The sequence below is a fragment of the Martelella sp. FOR1707 genome (assembly GCF_053484265.1).
In genome coordinates this window covers 75,471-93,766 of the sequence record NZ_JBAKFP010000010.1, presented here as the reverse complement: position 1 = coordinate 93,766, position 18,296 = coordinate 75,471, and the positions used below count along the sequence as shown (strand labels likewise).

Annotated in this window: 16 protein-coding genes and 1 tRNA gene; 12 read left to right on the top strand and 5 right to left on the bottom strand. The window is 63.2% G+C overall.

Annotation, left to right across the window (positions count from 1 at the left end; all coding sequences use genetic code 11):
• Nucleotides 1-30: 30 nt before the first annotated feature.
• Genes lpxD through lpxB form a run of 5 tightly spaced genes read left to right on the top strand, consistent with a single transcriptional unit; the run spans nucleotide 31 to nucleotide 4,408 of the window.
• Nucleotides 31-1,083, top strand: a complete 1,053-nt coding sequence (gene lpxD, locus V6765_RS22640; protein ID WP_448432873.1) for a UDP-3-O-(3-hydroxymyristoyl)glucosamine N-acyltransferase — start codon at nucleotides 31-33, stop codon at nucleotides 1,081-1,083.
• 25 nt (nucleotides 1,084-1,108) lie between these two features.
• Nucleotides 1,109-1,543 carry a 3-hydroxyacyl-ACP dehydratase FabZ gene (gene fabZ, locus V6765_RS22635; RefSeq protein WP_448432965.1) on the top strand — a complete coding sequence of 145 codons (435 nt, stop codon included), beginning with the start codon at nucleotides 1,109-1,111 and terminating at the stop codon, nucleotides 1,541-1,543.
• Nucleotides 1,540-2,370 carry an acyl-ACP--UDP-N-acetylglucosamine O-acyltransferase gene (lpxA, locus tag V6765_RS22630; RefSeq protein WP_448432872.1) on the top strand — a complete coding sequence of 277 codons (831 nt, stop codon included), beginning with the start codon at nucleotides 1,540-1,542 and terminating at the stop codon, nucleotides 2,368-2,370. The genes fabZ and lpxA overlap by 4 nt, the downstream gene beginning before the upstream one ends.
• Nucleotides 2,367-3,236, top strand: a complete 870-nt coding sequence (locus V6765_RS22625) for an LpxI family protein (RefSeq protein WP_448432871.1) — start codon at nucleotides 2,367-2,369, stop codon at nucleotides 3,234-3,236. Before lpxA ends, V6765_RS22625 begins: the two co-directional genes overlap by 4 nt.
• Nucleotides 3,237-3,247: 11 nt before the next feature.
• Entirely contained in the window at nucleotides 3,248-4,408 is a 1,161-nt protein-coding gene (gene lpxB / locus V6765_RS22620; protein WP_448432870.1) for a lipid-A-disaccharide synthase, read from the top strand.
• An 83-nt stretch (nucleotides 4,409-4,491) separates the two neighbouring features.
• Here the strand turns inward: lpxB and gltA are convergent, their stop codons facing one another.
• Entirely contained in the window at nucleotides 4,492-5,778 is a 1,287-nt protein-coding gene (gltA, locus tag V6765_RS22615) for a citrate synthase (protein ID WP_448432869.1), read from the bottom strand.
• Nucleotides 5,779-6,067: 289 nt separating this feature from the next.
• Between gltA and V6765_RS22610 the strand changes: the two genes are divergently transcribed.
• Complete coding sequence (locus tag V6765_RS22610; RefSeq protein ID WP_448432868.1) at nucleotides 6,068-8,620, top strand: ComEC/Rec2 family competence protein; 2,553 nt, start codon at nucleotides 6,068-6,070, stop codon at nucleotides 8,618-8,620.
• On the opposite strand, the gene lexA is transcribed toward V6765_RS22610, so the two are convergent.
• The 3 genes from lexA to V6765_RS22595 form a co-directional block, all read right to left on the bottom strand.
• Complete coding sequence (gene lexA, locus V6765_RS22605) at nucleotides 8,574-9,281, bottom strand: transcriptional repressor LexA (protein ID WP_448432867.1); 708 nt, start codon at nucleotides 9,279-9,281, stop codon at nucleotides 8,574-8,576. The two genes, V6765_RS22610 and lexA, sit on opposite strands and share 47 nt — an antisense overlap.
• A 167-nt stretch (nucleotides 9,282-9,448) precedes the next feature.
• Nucleotides 9,449-10,222, bottom strand: a complete 774-nt coding sequence (locus V6765_RS22600) for a YrhK family protein (protein WP_448432866.1) — start codon at nucleotides 10,220-10,222, stop codon at nucleotides 9,449-9,451.
• Nucleotides 10,223-10,307: 85 nt separating this feature from the next.
• Nucleotides 10,308-10,383: transfer RNA gene (locus tag V6765_RS22595), tRNA-Lys, on the bottom strand.
• A gap of 239 nt (nucleotides 10,384-10,622) precedes the next feature.
• Here V6765_RS22595 and V6765_RS22590 point away from each other — a divergent pair.
• Together V6765_RS22590 and V6765_RS22585 are read left to right on the top strand one after the other, a co-directional pair.
• On the top strand, nucleotides 10,623-11,366 hold the full coding sequence (locus tag V6765_RS22590) for a cytochrome c biogenesis CcdA family protein (protein WP_448432865.1): 744 nt from the start codon (nucleotides 10,623-10,625) through the stop codon (nucleotides 11,364-11,366).
• Nucleotides 11,367-11,392: 26 nt separating this feature from the next.
• Nucleotides 11,393-12,337, top strand: a complete 945-nt coding sequence (locus V6765_RS22585; RefSeq protein WP_448432864.1) for an AEC family transporter — start codon at nucleotides 11,393-11,395, stop codon at nucleotides 12,335-12,337.
• Nucleotides 12,338-12,388: 51 nt separating this feature from the next.
• On the opposite strand, the gene V6765_RS22580 is transcribed toward V6765_RS22585, so the two are convergent.
• Nucleotides 12,389-13,573, bottom strand: coding sequence for a UbiH/UbiF family hydroxylase (locus V6765_RS22580; RefSeq protein ID WP_448432863.1), 1,185 nt, complete (start codon nucleotides 13,571-13,573; stop codon nucleotides 12,389-12,391).
• A gap of 193 nt (nucleotides 13,574-13,766) precedes the next feature.
• On the opposite strand from V6765_RS22580, the gene pcsA reads away from it, so the two are divergent.
• From pcsA to V6765_RS22560, 4 genes are all read left to right on the top strand, one after another.
• Entirely contained in the window at nucleotides 13,767-14,516 is a 750-nt protein-coding gene (gene pcsA / locus V6765_RS22575) for a phosphatidylcholine synthase (RefSeq protein WP_448432862.1), read from the top strand.
• A gap of 161 nt (nucleotides 14,517-14,677) precedes the next feature.
• The gene (locus V6765_RS22570) at nucleotides 14,678-16,240 is read left to right on the top strand and encodes an ABC transporter ATP-binding protein (protein WP_448432861.1); all 1,563 of its coding nucleotides are present in this window, start codon (nucleotides 14,678-14,680) and stop codon (nucleotides 16,238-16,240) included.
• Nucleotides 16,230-17,342 (top strand): ABC transporter permease, encoded by a 1,113-nt coding sequence (locus tag V6765_RS22565; RefSeq protein WP_448432860.1) that lies wholly within the window; start codon nucleotides 16,230-16,232, stop codon nucleotides 17,340-17,342. The genes V6765_RS22570 and V6765_RS22565 overlap by 11 nt, the downstream gene beginning before the upstream one ends.
• Nucleotides 17,339-18,256, top strand: coding sequence for an ABC transporter permease (locus V6765_RS22560; protein WP_448432859.1), 918 nt, complete (start codon nucleotides 17,339-17,341; stop codon nucleotides 18,254-18,256). The genes V6765_RS22565 and V6765_RS22560 overlap by 4 nt, the downstream gene beginning before the upstream one ends.
• Nucleotides 18,257-18,296: the final 40 nt, after the last annotated feature.

The following is an 18,296-nucleotide window of genomic DNA, read 5'->3' as shown; positions in this document are numbered from 1 at the left end:
CTCAAAGCTTAACTGTTCTGGAGAACGGACATGGATCAGAACCAGTTTTTCGGCGCACGGCAGGCGATCCCTCTGGGTGAACTTGCCGGCCGAATCGGCGCTTCTCTGTCAGAGGCCACGGCGAGCGATCGTCTCGTAGAGTCGGTCGCACCGATCTCCCGCGCCGGACCGAATGACATCTGCTATATACAATCGAGAAGTTCGGCGGATCATCTGAAAACCTGCCGGGCGGCCGCGATCATCTGCCCGCAAGCATTGACCGCGTTGCTGCCGGATGGGCTGACGGCGCTTGTATCCGACAATGCGCAGCTTGCCTTTGCCCGCGCTTCGGCGCTGCTGTATCCGGCGGCGATGCGGCCGCAGTCGCTTGTGGGTGAGGGTGAGATTTCTCCGCAGGCTGCGGTGGACGCCACGGCCGCGCTCGAAGCGGGCGTCGAGGTGTCGCCATTCGCCGTGATTGGCGCGCGCGCCCAGATCGGCGCAGGAAGCCGGATTCTGAGCAGCGCCGTTATCGGCGCGGACGTGAAGATCGGGCGCAACGTGACGATCGGCGCCCAAGTGAGCGTCACTAACGCCCTGATCGGCAACAATGTCATCATCCATACCGGCGCCCGGATCGGCCAGGATGGCTTTGGCTATGCCGGCAGCCCGACCGGCATGGTCAAGCTGCCGCAGGTCGGGCGGGTGATCATCCAGGACGACGTTGAGATCGGCGCCAATACCACGATCGACCGCGGCGCGATGGACGATACCGTGATCGGCGAGGGGACCAAGATCGATAATCTGGTTCAGATCGGCCATAATGTGCAGATCGGCCGTCATTGCGGTATTGTCAGCCAGGTGGGTATCGCCGGCAGCGTCAAGATCGGCGACGGAGTCATGATTGGCGGGCAAGCCGGCGTCAATGGCCATCTCGAGATTGGCAGCGGCGTACAGATTGCCGCCAGAAGCGGCGTTCTTTCGTCGATTGAGCCCGGATCGCGCGTCGGCGGCATTCCGGCGCGTCCTATGAAACTCTATCTGCGCGAACTTGCGGAACTGAGCAGACGGGCTCAGACAGGGGGAGATGAGCAAGGTGAATGAGGCTGTGACTGAGACTTTGGAACATATGGAACTTCTGGAGATCATGAAGTTTCTGCCGCATCGCTATCCGTTTCTGCTGGTTGACAGGATTGTCGAGATCGAGGGCGATGACAGCGCGGTCGGCGTCAAGAACGTGACGGCGAATGAGCCTCATTTCACGGGACATTTCCCGTCCATGCCGATCATGCCGGGCGTGCTTATTGTCGAGGGTATGGCCCAGACGGCGGGCGCGATCTGCGCGCGCAAGGCCGATGAGGTCGACAATCTGGTCTACTTCATGACCATTGACAATGCGCGCTTCCGCAAGCCGGTGGTGCCGGGCGATCAGGTGCGCTACAAGGTCGTCAAGCAGAAGCAACGCCGTCGGGTGTGGAAATTTCACTGCGAGGCGACGGTCGACGGACAACTCGTCGCGGAAGCTGACATCGGCGCCATGATGGTGCGCAAGGATGAAGAATGACCAGAATAGCCAGCTCCGCCCGGATCGACCCGAAAGCGGTCGTGGAGGACGGAGCCGTTATCGGTGAGAATGTCGTCATAGGACCGTTGTCCTATGTCGGCCCGGATGTTGTCCTTGGCGATGGCGTCGTGGTTATGCATCACGCCAGCGTCGAAGGCGCGACCCGGCTTGGCCCCGGCTGCCAGGTGTTTCCGATGGCCGTGATTGGCGGCGCGCCGCAGAGCGTGCGCCACGATGCCAGCCAGACTCGGCTTGAGATCGGTCGGAATTGCATCTTCCGCGAGGGCGTCACGATCAATACCGGTTCGTCGCATGGCGGCGGCATCACGACCATCGGCAACAACAACCTGTTCCTCGCCAATTCCCACATTGGCCATGATTGCCGGATCGGCAACGACGTCATTCTGTCGAACAATGTGATGGTCGGCGGCCACGTCGTGGTGCACGACAAGGTGATCCTCAGCGGCGGCGCCGCGATCCACCAGTTCGTCCAGATCGGGCGGCAGGCCTTCGTCGGCGGGCTCGCCGGCGTGGTCAATGATGTCATTCCCTATGCGATGATCGTTGACAACCCGGCAATGATGGGCGGCCTCAATGTCGTCGGCATGCAGCGCGCGGGCATCGAGCGCGATGAGATCCATCTGGTCCGCAAGGCCTACAAGGCGATCTTCTCGCCCGGCCTCATCCTGGAAAACGCTGAGGCGGCGCGCGCGGAACTGGGCGGCAGGAGCGACGCAGTCGACGAAATGCTGCGCTTCATCCTTGAACGCGATGCCGAGCGCTCGCTGACAACGCCGGGATCCAGGCGGCGCAAGGGCGCGGCGTGAATTCCGCGGCGGTCTCCGCAAAGGAGCCGATTGCGATCATCGCCGGCAACGGTCTGTTGCCCTTTTATGTGGCCGAGGCGGCGCGCGAAGCCGGCCATAGCCCGTTCGTCGTGCAGCTGCGCGGCGAGGGCGACCATGACTGGTCGGGCTTTGACCATATGGACGCCGATCTCGGCGGCTTCCGGCCGGTGGTGATGGCGCTGCGCAAACGCGGGATCGACAAGATCGTGCTGTCCGGCGGGGTCAACAGCCGGCCCGAGTTCCTGAGCCTGCGCCCCACGCTTTCCGTGCTCGCTTCCATTCCCGCGATCCTTGCCAAACTGCGCAGCGGCGGGGATGACAAGGTCCTGCGCATGGTTATCGCGCTGTTTGAAAAGCATGGTTTCGAGGTGGTGGCCGCGCAATCGATCGCCGGCGATCTGCTGGCCGAGGCCGGCGCGCTTGGCAGGCTTGCGCCGGATCGCGAGGCCGAGGGCGATATCGAGGCCGCCGCCCACGCCGCGCGCACGATCGGCATGATGGATATCGGGCAGGGCGCCGTCAGCGTCGGTGGCAGGGTGGTGGCGCTTGAGGGCGCGGAAGGCACGGACCAGATGCTGCAGCGGGTGGCGGCGCTGCGCCAGTCCGGCCGCATCAGCGCCCGGCGGCGGGGCGTGCTTGTCAAGCTGTGCAAGCCGCAACAGGATCTGCGCGCCGACCTGCCATCGATCGGCGCCAACACGGTGCGGCTGGCGGCGGCAGCGGGCTTGGCCGGCATTGCAGTTGAGGCCGGGCGGTCGCTGATACTCGAGCGCGAAGAGACGCTGCGGGCCGCCGATGCAGCCGGTCTGTTTGTCTATGGGCTGGAGCCTGACCTTCGATCATAAGGGAGCGGCATGTGGCTTTGAAAATCGGGATTGTAGCCGGCGAGGTTTCTGGCGACCTACTGGGCGCGAACCTGATCGCGGCGCTGAAGGCGCTTCATGGCGGTCCGGTGGAACTGGTCGGCGTCGGCGGCGACGGCCTTGCCGGGGAGGGGCTGGACTCGCTTTTCGACTACAGCGAGCTGTCGATCATGGGCTTCACCCAGGTGATCGCCCGCCTGCCGCAATTGCTGCGGCGCATCCGCCAGACCGCAGACGCGCTGATCGCGGCGAAACCGGATATCATCGTCATCATCGACAGCCCGGATTTTACCCATCGCGTGGCGAAGCGCGTGCGCGCCGCAGCACCCGATATCCCGATCGTCGACTATGTTTGCCCCAGCGTCTGGGCTTGGAAGGAATATCGCGCGCGGGACATGCTCTCCTATGTCGACCACGTGCTGGCGGTGCTGCCCTTCGAGCCGGCTGCGATGGAGCGTCTCGGCGGCCCGCCGACCACCTTTGTCGGCCATCGGCTTACCGGGGAGCCGGGCGTGCTCGAAGCGCGCCGCCAGAACCGTCTGGAGCGCGCGCGGTCGAAGCCGGCCATCATGCTGCTGCCGGGCTCACGTAAGTCCGAGATCAATGCGCTCGCTCCGGTGTTCCGCGATGTCGCGGCGACGTTCGCGGCGCGCAATGACGGGTGTCGCATTATCTTGCCGACCGTGACGCGCCGCGAGCAACAGGTGCGCGCTGCAATCGCCGACTGGCCTGTACAGCCGGAACTCTTCGTCGGCGAGGAGGCCAAGTGGGAGGCGTTCGCCATGGCCGACGCCGCGGTCGCTGCCTCGGGTACGGTGGTTCTGGAACTTGCGCTTTCCGGCATTCCGGCGGTCTCCGCCTACAAGGCGGATTTCATCGGCCGTTTCATGCTGAACAAGATCACCGTCTGGTCGGCATCGCTGCCGAACCTGATCGCAGATGCGCCGCTGGTGCCGGAATATTTCAACGACACGATCCGCGCCGGCGCGCTGGCGCGCTGGATGGAGCTGCTGACGAAGGACAGCTACCAGCGGCGCGGCATGATGGAAGGTTTCGAGCGGGTCATCGCGCTGATGCAGACCGAGGTCCCGCCCGGCGAGCGTGCGGCGGCTATCGTTCTGGATGTTCTGGCGGAGAAGGGCTCTGCGAAGTAGACCGTCCGGCAGCGCCTGCTTCCCACTGGATACAGAAAAGGCCGGTCGCTGGACCGGCCTTTTGTCTTTTCGCCAAGCCTTGATCAGCGCTTGGAGATGTCCACGAAATCGCGTTCCGGGGCGCCGGTGTAGAGCTGGCGCGGGCGGCCGATGCGCTGTTCCGGATCCTCGATCATTTCCGCCCACTGCGCGATCCAGCCGACGGTGCGCGCGAGCGCGAACAGCACGGTGAACATGGTGGTGGGAAAGCCCAGCGCCTTCAGGGTGATGCCGGAATAGAAGTCGATATTCGGATAGAGCTTCTTCTCGATGAAATACTCATCCGTCAGCGCGATCTTTTCCAGCTCCATGGCGACGTCCAGCAGCGGATCGTCCTTGATGCCGAGTTCCTTGAGAACCTCATGGCAGGTCTTCTGCATGATCTTGGCGCGCGGATCGTAGTTCTTGTAGACGCGGTGGCCGAAGCCCATCAGGCGGAAGGGATCATCGCGGTCCTTGGCGCGGTTGATATATTCCGGGATGCGATCGACCGAGCCGATTTCCTGCAGCATGTTGAGCGCCGCCTCGTTGGCGCCGCCATGGGCGGGGCCCCACAGGCAGGCGATGCCGGCCGCGATGCAGGCGAACGGATTGGCGCCAGACGAACCGGCCAGACGCACGGTCGAGGTCGAGGCGTTCTGCTCGTGATCGGCATGCAGGATGAAGATGCGGTCGAGCGCGCGCGAAAGGATCGGGTTGACCTTGTATTCCTCGCACGGCGTGGCGAAGCACATATGCAGGAAGTTGGCCGCATAGCCGAGGTCGTTGCGCGGATACACGAAGGGCTCACCGACATGGTACTTGTAGGCCATGGCCGCGATCGTCGGGATCTTGGCGATCATGCGGATGCTGGCGATCTCGCGCTTGTAGGGATCGGAGATGTCGATCGAGTCGTGGTAGAAGGCAGACATGGCTCCGACGGCGCCGCAGATGATGGCCATGGGATGGGCATCACGGCGGAAACCGCTAAAGAGCCTCGTGAGTTGATCGTGAATCATCGTGTGATGGGTCACGCGGAAGTCGAAATCCTTCTTCTGCGTGGCCGTCGGCAGTTCGCCGAACAGCAGCAGATAGCAGACTTCCAGGAAGTCGGCGTTTTCGGCCAGCTGATCGATCGGGTAGCCGCGGTGCAGCAGAATGCCGTTATCGCCATCGATATAGGTGATCTTGGATTTGCACGAGGCCGTCGAGGTGAAACCCGGATCGTAGGTGAACATGCCCGACTGCTTGTAGAGCGAAGCGATGTCGATGACTTTCGGGCCGAATGTGCCTTCTTCCACCGACAGCTCAAGTTCCTTGCCGTCGAGTTGCAGTTTTCCAGTTTCCGTCATCCTGTCCTCCAAATTTCCGGCGCGAATACGCTGTCGAAGCCAATCGGGATTTTCATTAGCTATAGGATTGGCAAGGTGTTGCCAAGCCGACGAAGCCGCGCGGCGGGTGATGAGTAATATCTGCGTTTAGCAAGTTTTACGGGGTTTAGAAAAGGAAAATTTTGCTTCTGCCGCCAGCGCTTGCATTGCAATCGATTAGCATTGGCCACAACATGTAAAAGTTGTGGGGCGGCGATTGTGGATGCGTGGGAGCGGGGCAGGCACGAGCGAGATAGACAAGGCGACGGGCTTGCGCGCCGGAGCCGACCGGCTTCGCGCGCGTTTCAGAAGGCGCCAACCGCAAGGCGAGCGCGAGGCTGGTTTTGACGGGCGAGACGCGGGCCGGGCAGGGCGGTTCGATATTGCCGCCTTGTGGCGCGAAGAGCAGGCTTTCGGCCGGCCGTTTCTCATGGTCCCGGTGGCGCTGGCAGCCGGAATAGGCTGGTGGTTTTCGCTCGACGAGAGCCCGTCTTCGCTGGGCCTTGGCATCTATTGCGGTCTGGCGGTGTTCGCGGCCGTCTTGCTGCGCAATGGCAGAGGCTTGCTGCCCGTCGTCAGCGCCTGCATTGCATTGTTTCTCTGCGGTGCGCTGCTTGCGGCGCTGGAGACGGCGCGGCGGGCCACGGTGATGCTCGATTCGCCGGTGACCACCCATATCACCGGCGTCGTCGAGAGCCGCGAGCCGACGGAAACCGGCTGGCGCTATGTTGTGCAGGTGACGGCGACGGACGACCCCGTGATCCACCGTCCGCCCGAGCGCGTCACGCTTGTCGCCCGCGGCAATTTGCCGCCTGTCGGCATCGGTCACGCCATTCAGGGGCTTGGCCGGTTGCTGCCGCCTTCCGCCCCGGTCATGCCCGGCCTGGTTGATTTCGGGTTTCTCTCCTATTTCGACGGCATCGGCGCGGTGGGCTTTTTCTATGGGCCGCCAAGCGATGCCGGTCTTGTGCCCGCGCCGGGGCTCAGTGCAAGGGCGGGTTTTGCGATCGAGCGGATACGCGATGGCATTGCGGGTCGCATTCGTGCGGTGCTTGCGGGTGACACCGGCGCTTTTGCCAATGCGATCATCACCGGCGAGCGCCGGGCGCTGAGCGACGACATGCTCGATGCGCTGCGCAATGCCGGCCTTGCCCATATCATTGCCATTTCCGGTCTGCACATGGCGCTGGCCGCCGGCATCTTCTTCTCCAGCCTCAGGCTGTTACTGGCGCTGTCGCCGCGCGCGGCCGAGGCGATTTCGACGAAGAAGATCGCGGCGGCCGCTGCGATTGCGGCGGCACTGTTCTATCTCTTGATCTCGGGCATGCAGGTGTCCGCCGAACGCGCCTTCATCATGCTGGCGGTGATGCTGGCGGCGGCGATTTTTGACCGTCCGGCGATCAGCCTGCGCAATGTGGCGCTCGCCGCGCTCGTGATCCTGATCGTGACCCCCGCCGAAGTGGTGGGGCCGGGCATGCAGATGTCCTTCGCCGCCACGCTGGCGCTGATCGCGGGCTATGGCGCATGGCAGCGCCGGCCCGCTGACGGGTTTCGCCAAAGTCGCGGGCCGCTCCGCTGGCTCTGGATCGCAGCCTCCGGTATCGTGCTCACCGCGCTGATTGGCGGGCTGTCGACGACGCCGTTCGCCATCCATCATTTTTCCCGTATCGCGGGCTACGGGCTGCTTGGCAATCTGCTCGCCATGCCGGTGGTCACCTTCGTGGTCATGCCGGCCGGGCTTTTATCGCTCATCGCCATGCCGCTCAATCTCCACGCGCCGTTTCTGATCGTCATGGGCTGGGGGCTTGATTGGGTCATGCAGGCCGCGACTTGGGTCGATAGCCTCGGCGGCGCGTTCACCACCGGCCGTGCCCCGAAGGGGTTTCTGCTGCTGTTTCTCGCCGGCTTCCTGCCGCTCGTGTTGTTGCGCACGCGTCTGCGTCTCTTCGGTGTGATTCCGATAGCGGTTTCCTTCGCGCTGATCTCTTGGCCGCCCGAGCCTCCGCCGCCGCAAATCCTGGTGGCTGGCGACGGCGATCTCGTGGCGATCGTCACCGGCGATGTCGCGGCGCTCACCACGAAGCGGCCGCCATCCTTCGTGTTCGAGCAGTGGGAAACGGCGCTCACGCTCGCGGAGACGCTGCCGCCTGTTGAGGAAAGCGTACTGGCGCTGAATGAGGAAGATCGTTTCGCGCGGCTCGAAGCAGCGGATATGGCGAGCGCCGCGCGGGCGCTCAGCGATACGATCACCGAAGCCGGCCGGACGCCCGGCATCTTCCGCTGCAAGAAAGATGCGTGGTGCTATGCGACCATGATGGGCCGCAGGATCATGACGGTCGACCGGCCGGCCTTTGCCGGCCTTGCCTGCGACAATGCCGATATCGTCGTCAGCCGTTACCGCCCCGGATTCCAGACCTGCCGTTCCGGCGCATACCTCGTCACGCCAGCAATGCGTCGCCAGCACGGCGCCTTTCAATTCACGCTGCCGCCGGCCGACCGTCGCGATATGGACGACGGCGACATACGGCGCTCGGTCGCGGAGCCGGGCAGGGTCGGCGAACCCGATCAGCAGGCAGGTAATGCCAATCCGTTGCCGGGAGGCATCGCGGATGCGAAGGCGCAACCGCCCCCGTCAGCCAAACCATCCTGCGGCCCGATGACGATCTCAGTCAGCACATCGGTCAGAGCATTGACCCGCCCGTGGAACAGGCACCGGCTTTATGACTGGCGCTCCGGCGAATATCTGCCGGTCATCTCGGTTCCTGAGACGCTCACCTTCAGTGGTAACGACGGATCAGGCCGACCAGCTTGCCCTGCACCTTGACCTGGTTTGCCGAAAAGATACGGGTCTCGTAGGCCGGATTGGCCGCTTCCAGCGCGATCGAGGCGCCCTTGCGGCGGAACCGCTTCAGCGTCGCCTCCTCGTCATTGACGAGCGCCACGACGATATCGCCGGGCGAGGCGGTGGAGATATTGCGGATGATCACGGTGTCGCCGTCGAAAATCCCGGCCTCGATCATCGAATCGCCCTGCACCTCCAGCGCGTAATGTTCGCCCGCGCCCAGCATTTCCGCCGGCACGGTGATCTGATGGGTATTTTCCTGGATCGCGGAGATCGGCACGCCGGCGGCGATCCGGCCCATGACCGGAATCCCCGCCGAGCCGCCGTCATTGGCGCTGGCCGGCGCCTTCGGCTCTTCCTGCTTCTTGCCGAGAGAGCCCTCGATCACGCTTGGCGAGAAGCCCCGGCGCGGCTGCTGGCCGATCGCGCTGTCCGGCATGCGCAGGATTTCGAGCGCGCGGGCGCGGTTGGGGAGCCGGCGGATGAAGCCGCGTTCCTCCAGCGCGGTGATCAGGCGGTGAATGCCGGATTTCGACGCGAGGTCGAGCGCCTCCTTCATTTCGTCGAAGGACGGCGGAATGCCGGTCTCTTTCATCCGTTCATGAATGAAATACAGCAATTCCTGTTGTTTGCGTGTCAGCATTTCCTGCCCCTGGCCCTTCGAAACAAATCCAGAACGAATATACATGTTCTCACTGTGTTCCGCAAGTGCGCGGAAGCGCTTGCGACGCAGGGGCTGTGCTGCGCGTTCGCGGCCACTGTCCCCGGTCGCGGCGAATCGGCAACCAAGGCCGGGGTTTGGGGCAGCGGTCACTTTTCCCAGGGCTTCCTCCGACGGGGCGCAAGCGGCTTCAGCGGGTGGCGCGCATAGGGCGTCGGCTTTCCGAGTGCTGCGGCGACGACGCGATAGGCGCGGCGATAGTTGAACAGGCCGCCGATGAAGAACAGGACGCTGCCGACCAGATATTGCCACGCCAGGAAACCATCGAGCAGGGTTTCGTCGCGCTCGCTGGCAAGCGTCCAGAGATAGGGGATCGAAGCGACGGCAAAGAGCGCCGAGCCGACCACGAAGGTCAGCGCGGTCAGGTTCATCATCTGCAGGGTGACGAGATCGTCGGCCTGGACGATCTGGATGACGTTGATCACCGCGCCGATCACGAACAAGACGCTGCCGATGATGAAGCACCAAGCGCCGGCCTTGGGAAGGTCGACGGAAGACAGGAAGAAAATACTGCCAACCACGAACAGCACGGTTCCGAAGACATAGGTCCACGCCGCCCAGGCCTCCAGCCTGTCCCACAGCGTTTCCGGGGCGTTGCGCTGCCTAGCGTAAACGAAGACCTCGATCAGGTCATGGCCGGTCACGAGCAGATAGATCAGCGATCCGAAGAAGAATATCCAGGCGCCAAGATCGGCATAGGCCGAGAGCGCCGGAAAGAAGCAGATGCTGCCGAAAATGAAGATCAGCCCACCGGCCTGGTAGGCCATCGCGTTGATCGTCTCCCAGCGGAAATTCTTTCGCTTAGCCGGCGTATCGGCAATCACGTCATGAAGACGCGGTCGATTGACGAACATATGCGGCATGCGGTCCCCCGAGATTGATACGCCTGGCGCTTGGCCGCGTTTTAACGAAGCGGGGAAGGAAAATCAAAACCGGCTGAAAAACAAATGGTGAGAGCGCAGGGGTTCGAACCCTGGACCTACTGATTAAAAGTCAGTTGCTCTACCGGCTGAGCTACGCTCTCCCGAGCCGGATGCCCGGCTGAAAGTGGGCGGAACATAGAAAGGGTCTTATCCAAGGTCAACCCGGAATCTCGCCGCCAAAGCGATAATACGGCGGTTTTCGGCGCGCGGAAAGGTGATTGGATTTGACCGGTCATCTGGTTTAAGACCCGCGGACGCATTCCGCGGCCATTTTCGTCGCCGCGGGAATGGGGCGCGGACATCGCCCGCGCCCGATTTCTTAGGTGTTGGAGCAGGTTTCTTGTCGATTGGCGATATTTCCCTTCTGAGCGCGCTTCTGGCCGGCGCGCTGTCCTTTCTTTCGCCCTGCGTGCTGCCGCTGGTGCCGCCCTATCTCTGCTACATGGCGGGGATCTCGGTCGACCAGTTGAAGGGCGGCGGCGAAGCCAAGCCGGCAAGCCAGTGGGCGGTGCTGCTGCCGGCCTTCTTCTTCACGCTCGGATTCGCGACGATCTTCGTGGCGCTCGGCGCGGGCGCGTCCACCATCGGACAGCTGCTGCGCCAGTATATGGATATTCTGAGCAAGGTCGGCGGCGTGATCATCATTTTGATGGGCCTGCATTTCCTGGGCGTGCTGCGGATTTCGATTCTTTCGCGCGAGGCGCGGTTTCACGGCGGCGGCAAGCCGGCAAGCGTGACAGGCGCCTATATTATGGGGCTCGCCTTCGCCTTCGGCTGGACGCCGTGCATCGGGCCGGTGCTGGGCGCGATTCTCGCCGTGGCCGCCACCAAGGCGACGGTTTCGAACGGAGCGGTTCTGCTGGCGGTCTATTCGCTCGGCCTTGCCGTGCCGTTCTGGATCGCGGCCTATTTCTCCGGCGCCTTCATGCGGTTTCTGACGCGGTTTCGCAAACATCTGGGCGCTGTCGAGAAAATCATGGGCGTGCTGCTGATTCTCACCGGCGTCGCCTTTCTTTTCGGCTTCATTGCCGATATGGCGATCTGGTTTCAGCAGACCTTTCCGGTGCTCTCGCGCATCGGCTAGCTGCCCGCCACCAAGCGACCGGAGCCATGGCCGATATTCTAGCACTGCTTTTCCCGTTCTTCGGGCTGATCGTCATCGGGTTCGGCGCGGCGAAGATCTTTCGCCATCCCGAAGAAGGAACCGCCTGGCTCAATATCTTCATCATCTATGCCGCCCTTCCGGCGCTGTTCTTCAAACTGGTCTCGCGCACGCCGTTCGAGCAACTGACGCGGCTCGATTTCGTGTCGATCGATCTTGCGGCGACCTATTCCGTTTTTCTGTTACTGTTTGCCATCGGCTATCTGTGGAAGAAGAACGGGGTGCGGGAAACGACCATCCAGGCCTTTGCCGGCAGCTATGGCAATATCGGCTATATGGGGCCGGGGCTTGCGCTGCTGGCGCTGGGGGAGGAGGCTGCCGTTCCGGTGGCGCTGATCATCTGCTTCGAAAACGCGGTGCATTTTATCGTCGCGCCGACGGTGATGGCGACGGCCGGCGGCGGGGGAGGGCGTTCGCTGGTGCGCCATATCGTGCTGCGGGCCCTGCTTCACCCGTTTCTGGTGGCAACGGCACTGGGCTTTGCTGTCTCTGCATCCGGGTTCGCCATGCCGCAGGCCTTCAGCCGGCTGGTAGATTATCTTGCCCAGGCGGCAGCGCCCTGCGCGCTGTTTGCCATGGGCGTCACGCTGGCGCTGAGGCCGGTCAGGCGGGTGCCGGCGGAAATCAACTATATCGTGCCGGCAAAACTGATCCTCCACCCGCTGGTGGTCTATCTGTTCATGATGGTCCATGGCGGGTTCGACCCGCTCTGGGTCAAGGCGGCGGTGCTGATGGCTGCGCTTCCGACGGCGACCAACGTCTTCGTCATCGCTCGCCAGTACGGCATCTGGTATGAGCGCGCCTCGGCGACAATCCTGATCTCGACAATCGCATCGGTGGCGACGCTCGGCGTGTTGCTGGCGTTGATCGGAGCCGATGCGATTCCGTTCTAGATTCGGCGTCTAAAGACATCTAAAACAATAACTTATGCCGGTTTTCTGACGTTATCCCGCAAACAGCGCCTTGATGCCGCGCATCGGCTGCACGCCCTCGCGCATGGCGAACTGGCGTAGCGGCGGCACAGCGGAGAGCACGTAGAGCCCGGCCGAGCGTGCGAGCTGCGCCGGCAGGAAATCGGCCAGCAGCGAACGGTTCAGAAGGTCGACGCTTGCCGTCCGGCTCCAGACATCGGACTTGCGCAGGAAATCATAGCGCTCGCCGGTGCGTGACGAGATGGTCGAGCCGTCAATGCCGTCCAGCATGCGCGAAAGCCGCATGATATCGCGCAGGCTGAGGTTCAGCCCCTGCGCGCCGATCGGCGGAAAGGCGTGCGCTGCCTCGCCGACAAGCGCCATCCGGCCCTTGCCGAAACGGTTTGCAACCAGCGAGGAGAGCGGCCATTTCTGCACCGGGCCATTGATTTTCACCGCGCCCAGCAGGAACTGCATGCGCTCCTCGATCGCCGCGGCGATTTCCTCCGGCGGGCGGTCAACCATGGCCTCCGCATCGGCCGTCGCCATGACCCAGACGAGACTGGAACGGTTGGCTTCCGGCAGCGGAACCTGGGTGAAGGGGCCGTTGCGGGTGTGGAACTCGGTCGAGATATCGCCGTGCGGCAGGCCGTGTTCGAAATTCAGAACGACGGCGGACTGTTTATAGCTCCATTGCCGGGTGCCGATATCGGCGCTTTCGCGCACCTTGGACCTGCGGCCATCGGCACCGACGACCAGCGCTGCATTGAGGCTGTCACCCGAGGCGAGCGTTATCGCGACTGCATCCTTGCCGATGTCGATATCGCTTGCGGCCTCGCGGAACTGGGTGATGTTGGCCTCGTTCTCGACGGCTTGCGAAAGCTTTTCGACCAGCACCGTGTTCGGAATATTGTAACCGAAGGCCTCGAGGTCGATCTCGGCGGAGCGGAAGCTGACGGTCGGCGCGCGCAGCAGGCGGCCGGTGCCATCGATAATTCGCATGGTCTTGAGCGGCGCGGCGCCGGGTTTGACGTCCTTCCACAGGCCCAGCCGGTTGATGAAGGCGATGGAGTGGTCCATAAGCGCGGTGGTGCGGTGGTCGCCGCTGCTTTGGGCGGGCGCCACCAGGGCGACATGGCGCCCCCCACGCGCCAGCGACAGCGCCGTAATCATACCGGCAGGTCCGCCGCCGATCACTGCAATTTCATGCTCCGCCATAATCGAGCCTCGTCATTTGTTGTGATACCGATATAATGCGGCAAGGCTGTTTCTGCTGCGAAAAATTCTGGAAAGCCAAGATTTTTTTCGCGCATCGCATCCATCTGGTGCATTCTTGACCGAAATTCGGTAGGCATGCCGGATCGTCCGGCGGAAAAGGCCGGCAACGCACGACGCAGCAAACGGATATCGAATGGGATTGTTCACTCAGCGAAAAGTGCCATATGCGGAAATCAGGGCTTTTTCCGTCCATATCCTGACGGCCTCGGGCTCGTTCCTGGCCTTTCTCGGGGTCGTGGCCGCCGCCGAGGGGCGATTCGTGTCGATGTTCTGGTGGCTCGGGCTGGCGCTGCTTGTCGACGGCATTGACGGGCCGATCGCCCGGCGGCTGAGGGTTTCCGAAGTGCTGCCGAGCTGGTCCGGCGTCATGCTCGACAACATCATCGATTACGTTACCTATGTGCTGCTACCCGCCTTCGCGCTCTATCAATCGCATATGATCGGCGAGCCGCTGTCCTTCGTCGCCGCCGCGCTGATCGTGGTTTCCAGCGCGATCTATTACGCCGACAGCGGGATGAAGACCGGCGAGAACTTCTTCTCGGGCTTTCCGGTGGTCTGGAACATGGTGGTGTTCTCGTTTTTCGTCATTCAGCCGTCCTCGCTGGTCGCGATGGCGATCGTGATCCTGTCGGTGGCGCTCACCTTCGCGCCCGTGCAGTTCCTGCATCCCGTTCGCGTCAAACGCTTGCGCCCCCTCAATCTGAGCGTCTTCGGCATCTGGTGCGCGACCGGGTTCTATGCGCTGATTGCCTCCTTTGACGCGCCGAAACTGATCGAGGCGCTGTTCGTCGCAAGCGGCATCTATCTCTACGTTATCGGCGCGGTGCTGCAGTTCCTGCCCAAGCTCGGCGCGCGGGCTGCGGAAACGCGCGCCGAATTTTGAGCGAAGAATCTGTTTGCGGAGCGGCCAAAACCGTTGCGCATCCACCGGGGTTTGTGCTTCATTTATACGCAGGGCAGGGGAAGTCCTAATTTTTAGTCAATCCATGGCGGGCAGGGCGCGCATGTAGCGCCCGGGTGCAGTGCCGGCGGCCGGAGGGCGGTTTGGACGAAGTAAAGAAACCGGCGGGTCAACCGCTGCTGGCGGTTTCCGGTCTCACGAAGTATTTCGGCACGTTCGCCGCGTGCGATGGAATCGATCTCGAAATCGCCAGGGGTGAAATCCACGCCCTGCTTGGGGAAAATGGCGCGGGCAAATCCACGCTGGTGAAAATGCTTTTCGGCGTGCTGGAACCTTCGGCGGGCCAGATCGTCTGGCAAGGAGAGCCGGTGCGCATCGAAGCGCCGGCCCATGCGCGCAAGCTCGGCATCGGCATGGTTTTCCAGCATTTCTCGCTGTTCGAGGCGCTGACGGTGGCGGAAAACATCGCGCTGTCGCTCGACCCCGGCATTTCGCTGGCCGAGATTTCCGACGAATCGCGTCGGCTTTCCGTGGAATACGGCCTGCCGCTCGACCCGCGCGCCCATGTGGCCGATCTGTCGGTCGGCGAGCGCCAGCGCATCGAGATCGTGCGGGCTCTCCTGCAGAACCCCAGCCTCATCATCCTGGATGAGCCGACCTCGGTGCTGACGCCGCAGGAGGCCGACCGGCTGTTCGAGACGCTCAACAAGCTGAGGGCCGAGGGCCGCTCCGTGCTCTACATCTCCCACCGGCTGGAGGAGGTGCAGCGAATCTGCGACAAGGCCACAGTGCTCCGCCACGGCAAGGTGACCGGCGCCTGCACGCCGCGCGAGGAAACGGCGGCATCGCTGGCGCGCATGATGGTGGGCGGCGAGGTCTCCGAGATCAAGCGGCCCGAGGCCATGACGACGGGGCGCGTGCTGCTTGAGGCCAAGGGGCTGAACGCGCCATCGCGCACGCCCTTTGCCACTGCGCTGAAGGATATCTATCTCGAGGTCAAGGCCGGCGAGGTGCTGGCGATCGCGGGCGTGGCCGGCAACGGCCAGTCGGAGCTTTTCGATGCGCTTTCGGGCGAATATCCGGTGACGGACGGGCAGAGCGTTCTGATCGACGGCAAGCCGGTCGGCGCGAAAGGCATCAATTTTCGCCGCGCGCTGGGGGCCGCCTTCGTCCCGGAGGAACGCCACGGCCACGCCGCCGTCACCAGCATGCCGCTTTCCGAGAATCTGGTGCTAGCCCGCAACGAGGCGGAGGCCGGCACGTTTCTGGCCGGCGGGCCGCTGAAGATGATCCGCCGTGCGGTGGCGCGGGCGCGCACCGGCGATATCTCCAAGGTCATGGATGTTCGCAAGAGTGGCGAGGACCCGGCCGCCGGCTCGCTCTCCGGCGGCAATCTGCAGAAATTCATCGTCGGACGCGAACTGGATCGCAAGCCCAAGGTCATCATCGTCAACCAGCCGACCTGGGGCGTGGATGCGGGCGCTGCCGCCCATATCCGCCAGTCGCTGGTTGATCTTGCCCGCGCGGGATCGGCCGTGCTGGTGATCTCGCAGGATCTCGACGAGATTTTCGAGATTGCGACCCGGATCGCCGTGATTTCCGAGGGCAGGCTGTCCGACAGCTATCCGTCGGAGACGATGACGCTGGAGAAGATCGGCCTGCTGATGGGCGGCGTTCATGGCGAGGAGGCGGCCGATGCGCATTGAACTCGAAAAACGCCCGGGCGCCTCGCGGCTGTTTTCGCTGCTCTCGCCGGTCATCGCCTTCGCGCTGACCGTCGTGTTCGGGGCGATCATGTTTCTGGCGCTCGGCAAGGATCCTCTTGAAGCGCTCTATCAGTTCTTCATCTGGCCCCTGTTCGATGTCTGGTCGCTGCATGAACTGATGATCAAGGCCGCGCCGCTGATCATGATCGCGGTCGGCCTGTCGGTCTGCTACCGCTCCAACATCTGGAATATCGGCGCCGAGGGTCAGTTCACGGTCGGCGCAATCGTCGGCTCGATCGTGCCGGTCTATTTCTATCAGTGGTCGTCGCCGCTGCTTTTGCCGATCATGCTCTTGATGGGCATTGCCGGCGGCGCGCTCTATGCCGGCATCCCCGCGCTTTTGAAGAACTATTTCAATACCAATGAAATCCTGACCTCGCTGATGCTGGTCTATGTCGCCCAGCTTTTCCTGGACTGGCTGGTGCGCGGCGCGTGGCGCAATCCCGAAGGCTTCAATTTCCCGCAGACCCGCGACTTCGTCGACGCGGCGATGCTCCCGGAAATGATGGCCTCCGGTCGCGCGCATTACGGCTTTGCCTTGGCCATCCTGGCAGCGCTTGCAGTGTGGTTCATGATGCGCTTCACGCTGAAGGGTTTCGAGGTGAATGTAATCGGCCAGTCGCAGCGCGCGGGGCGGTTCGCGGGCTTTTCGTCGCGGCGCATGGTGTGGTTCTGCTTCCTGCTGTCCGGGGGACTTGCGGGCCTTGCCGGCGTCAGCGAGATTTCCGGCGCGCTCGGCTATCTTCAGCCGCAGATTTCGCCAGGCTACGGCTTCACAGCGATCATCGTCGCCTTTCTCGGCCGCCTCAATCCGCTGGGCGCGATCGTTGCGGGTCTCGTTCTGGCGCTGACCTATATCGGCGGCGAAGGGGTGCAGTTCACCATGGGCGTCTCCGACAAGGTCACGCGCGTGTTCCAGGGCATGCTGCTGTTCTTCGTGCTCTCCTGCGACACGCTGATATTGTACAAGGTGCGGGTGATTTTCGCCGGCAGATCGTCCGAAGCGGCGCCCGGCCAGCCCGTTGAGGAGAAAGCGTCATGATTGTCGAAGCCATTCTGCTCACGATCATCACGGCCTCGACGCCGCTGGTTCTTGCGGCCATCGGCGAACTCGTGTGCGAGCGCGCCGGCGTGCTCAATCTCGGCGTCGAGGGCATGATGGTGATGGGCGCGGTCGGCGCGTTCACCGCGGCGCATGCCACCGGCTCGCCCTGGATCGGCATGCTGGCCGGACTGATCACGGGGGCGGTATTCTCGCTGCTGTTCGGATTCCTCACGCTGACGCTGGTCGCCAATCAGGTGGCCACAGGTCTCGCGCTGACGATTCTGGGGCAGGGGCTTTCGGCGATGATCGGCGAGGGCCTGGTCGGCAAACCGGGCGTCAAGATGCCCTCGCTCGATATACCGGTCCTGTCCGACATTCCCGTCATCGGTCCGCTTTTGTTCGACCAGGACATCTTCTTCTACCTTTCGATCGCGATCGTGGCCGGCGTCTCGTGGTTCCTGTTCAAGACAAGGCGCGGACTGGTGTTGCGCTCGGTCGGCGACAATCACGGCTCCGCCCATGCGCTCGGCATCAACGTCATCGGCATCCGCTATCTCGCGGTGATGTTCGGCGGGGCCTGCGCCGGGCTTGCGGGCGCGCAGCTTTCGCTGGTCTATACCCCGCAATGGTCGGAGAACATGGCGGCCGGGCGCGGCTGGATCGCGCTGGCGCTGGTCGTGTTCGCCTCCTGGCGGCCCTGGGGCGTGCTGGTCGGCGGCTATCTGTTCGGCGCGGTGACGATCGGCCAGCTTCATGCCCAGGCCTTCGGCATCGCCATCCCGTCGCAGTTCCTCTCGGCGCTGCCCTATGTGGTCACCGTCCTCGTGCTCGTTATCATCTCGCAGAACCGCAGGATGACGCTCATCAATACGCCCGCTTCGCTCGGGAAATCCTTTGTCCCGGATCGCTAGGCGAACTACACTCAACCTTTCAAACCAAATGAGGTGAACG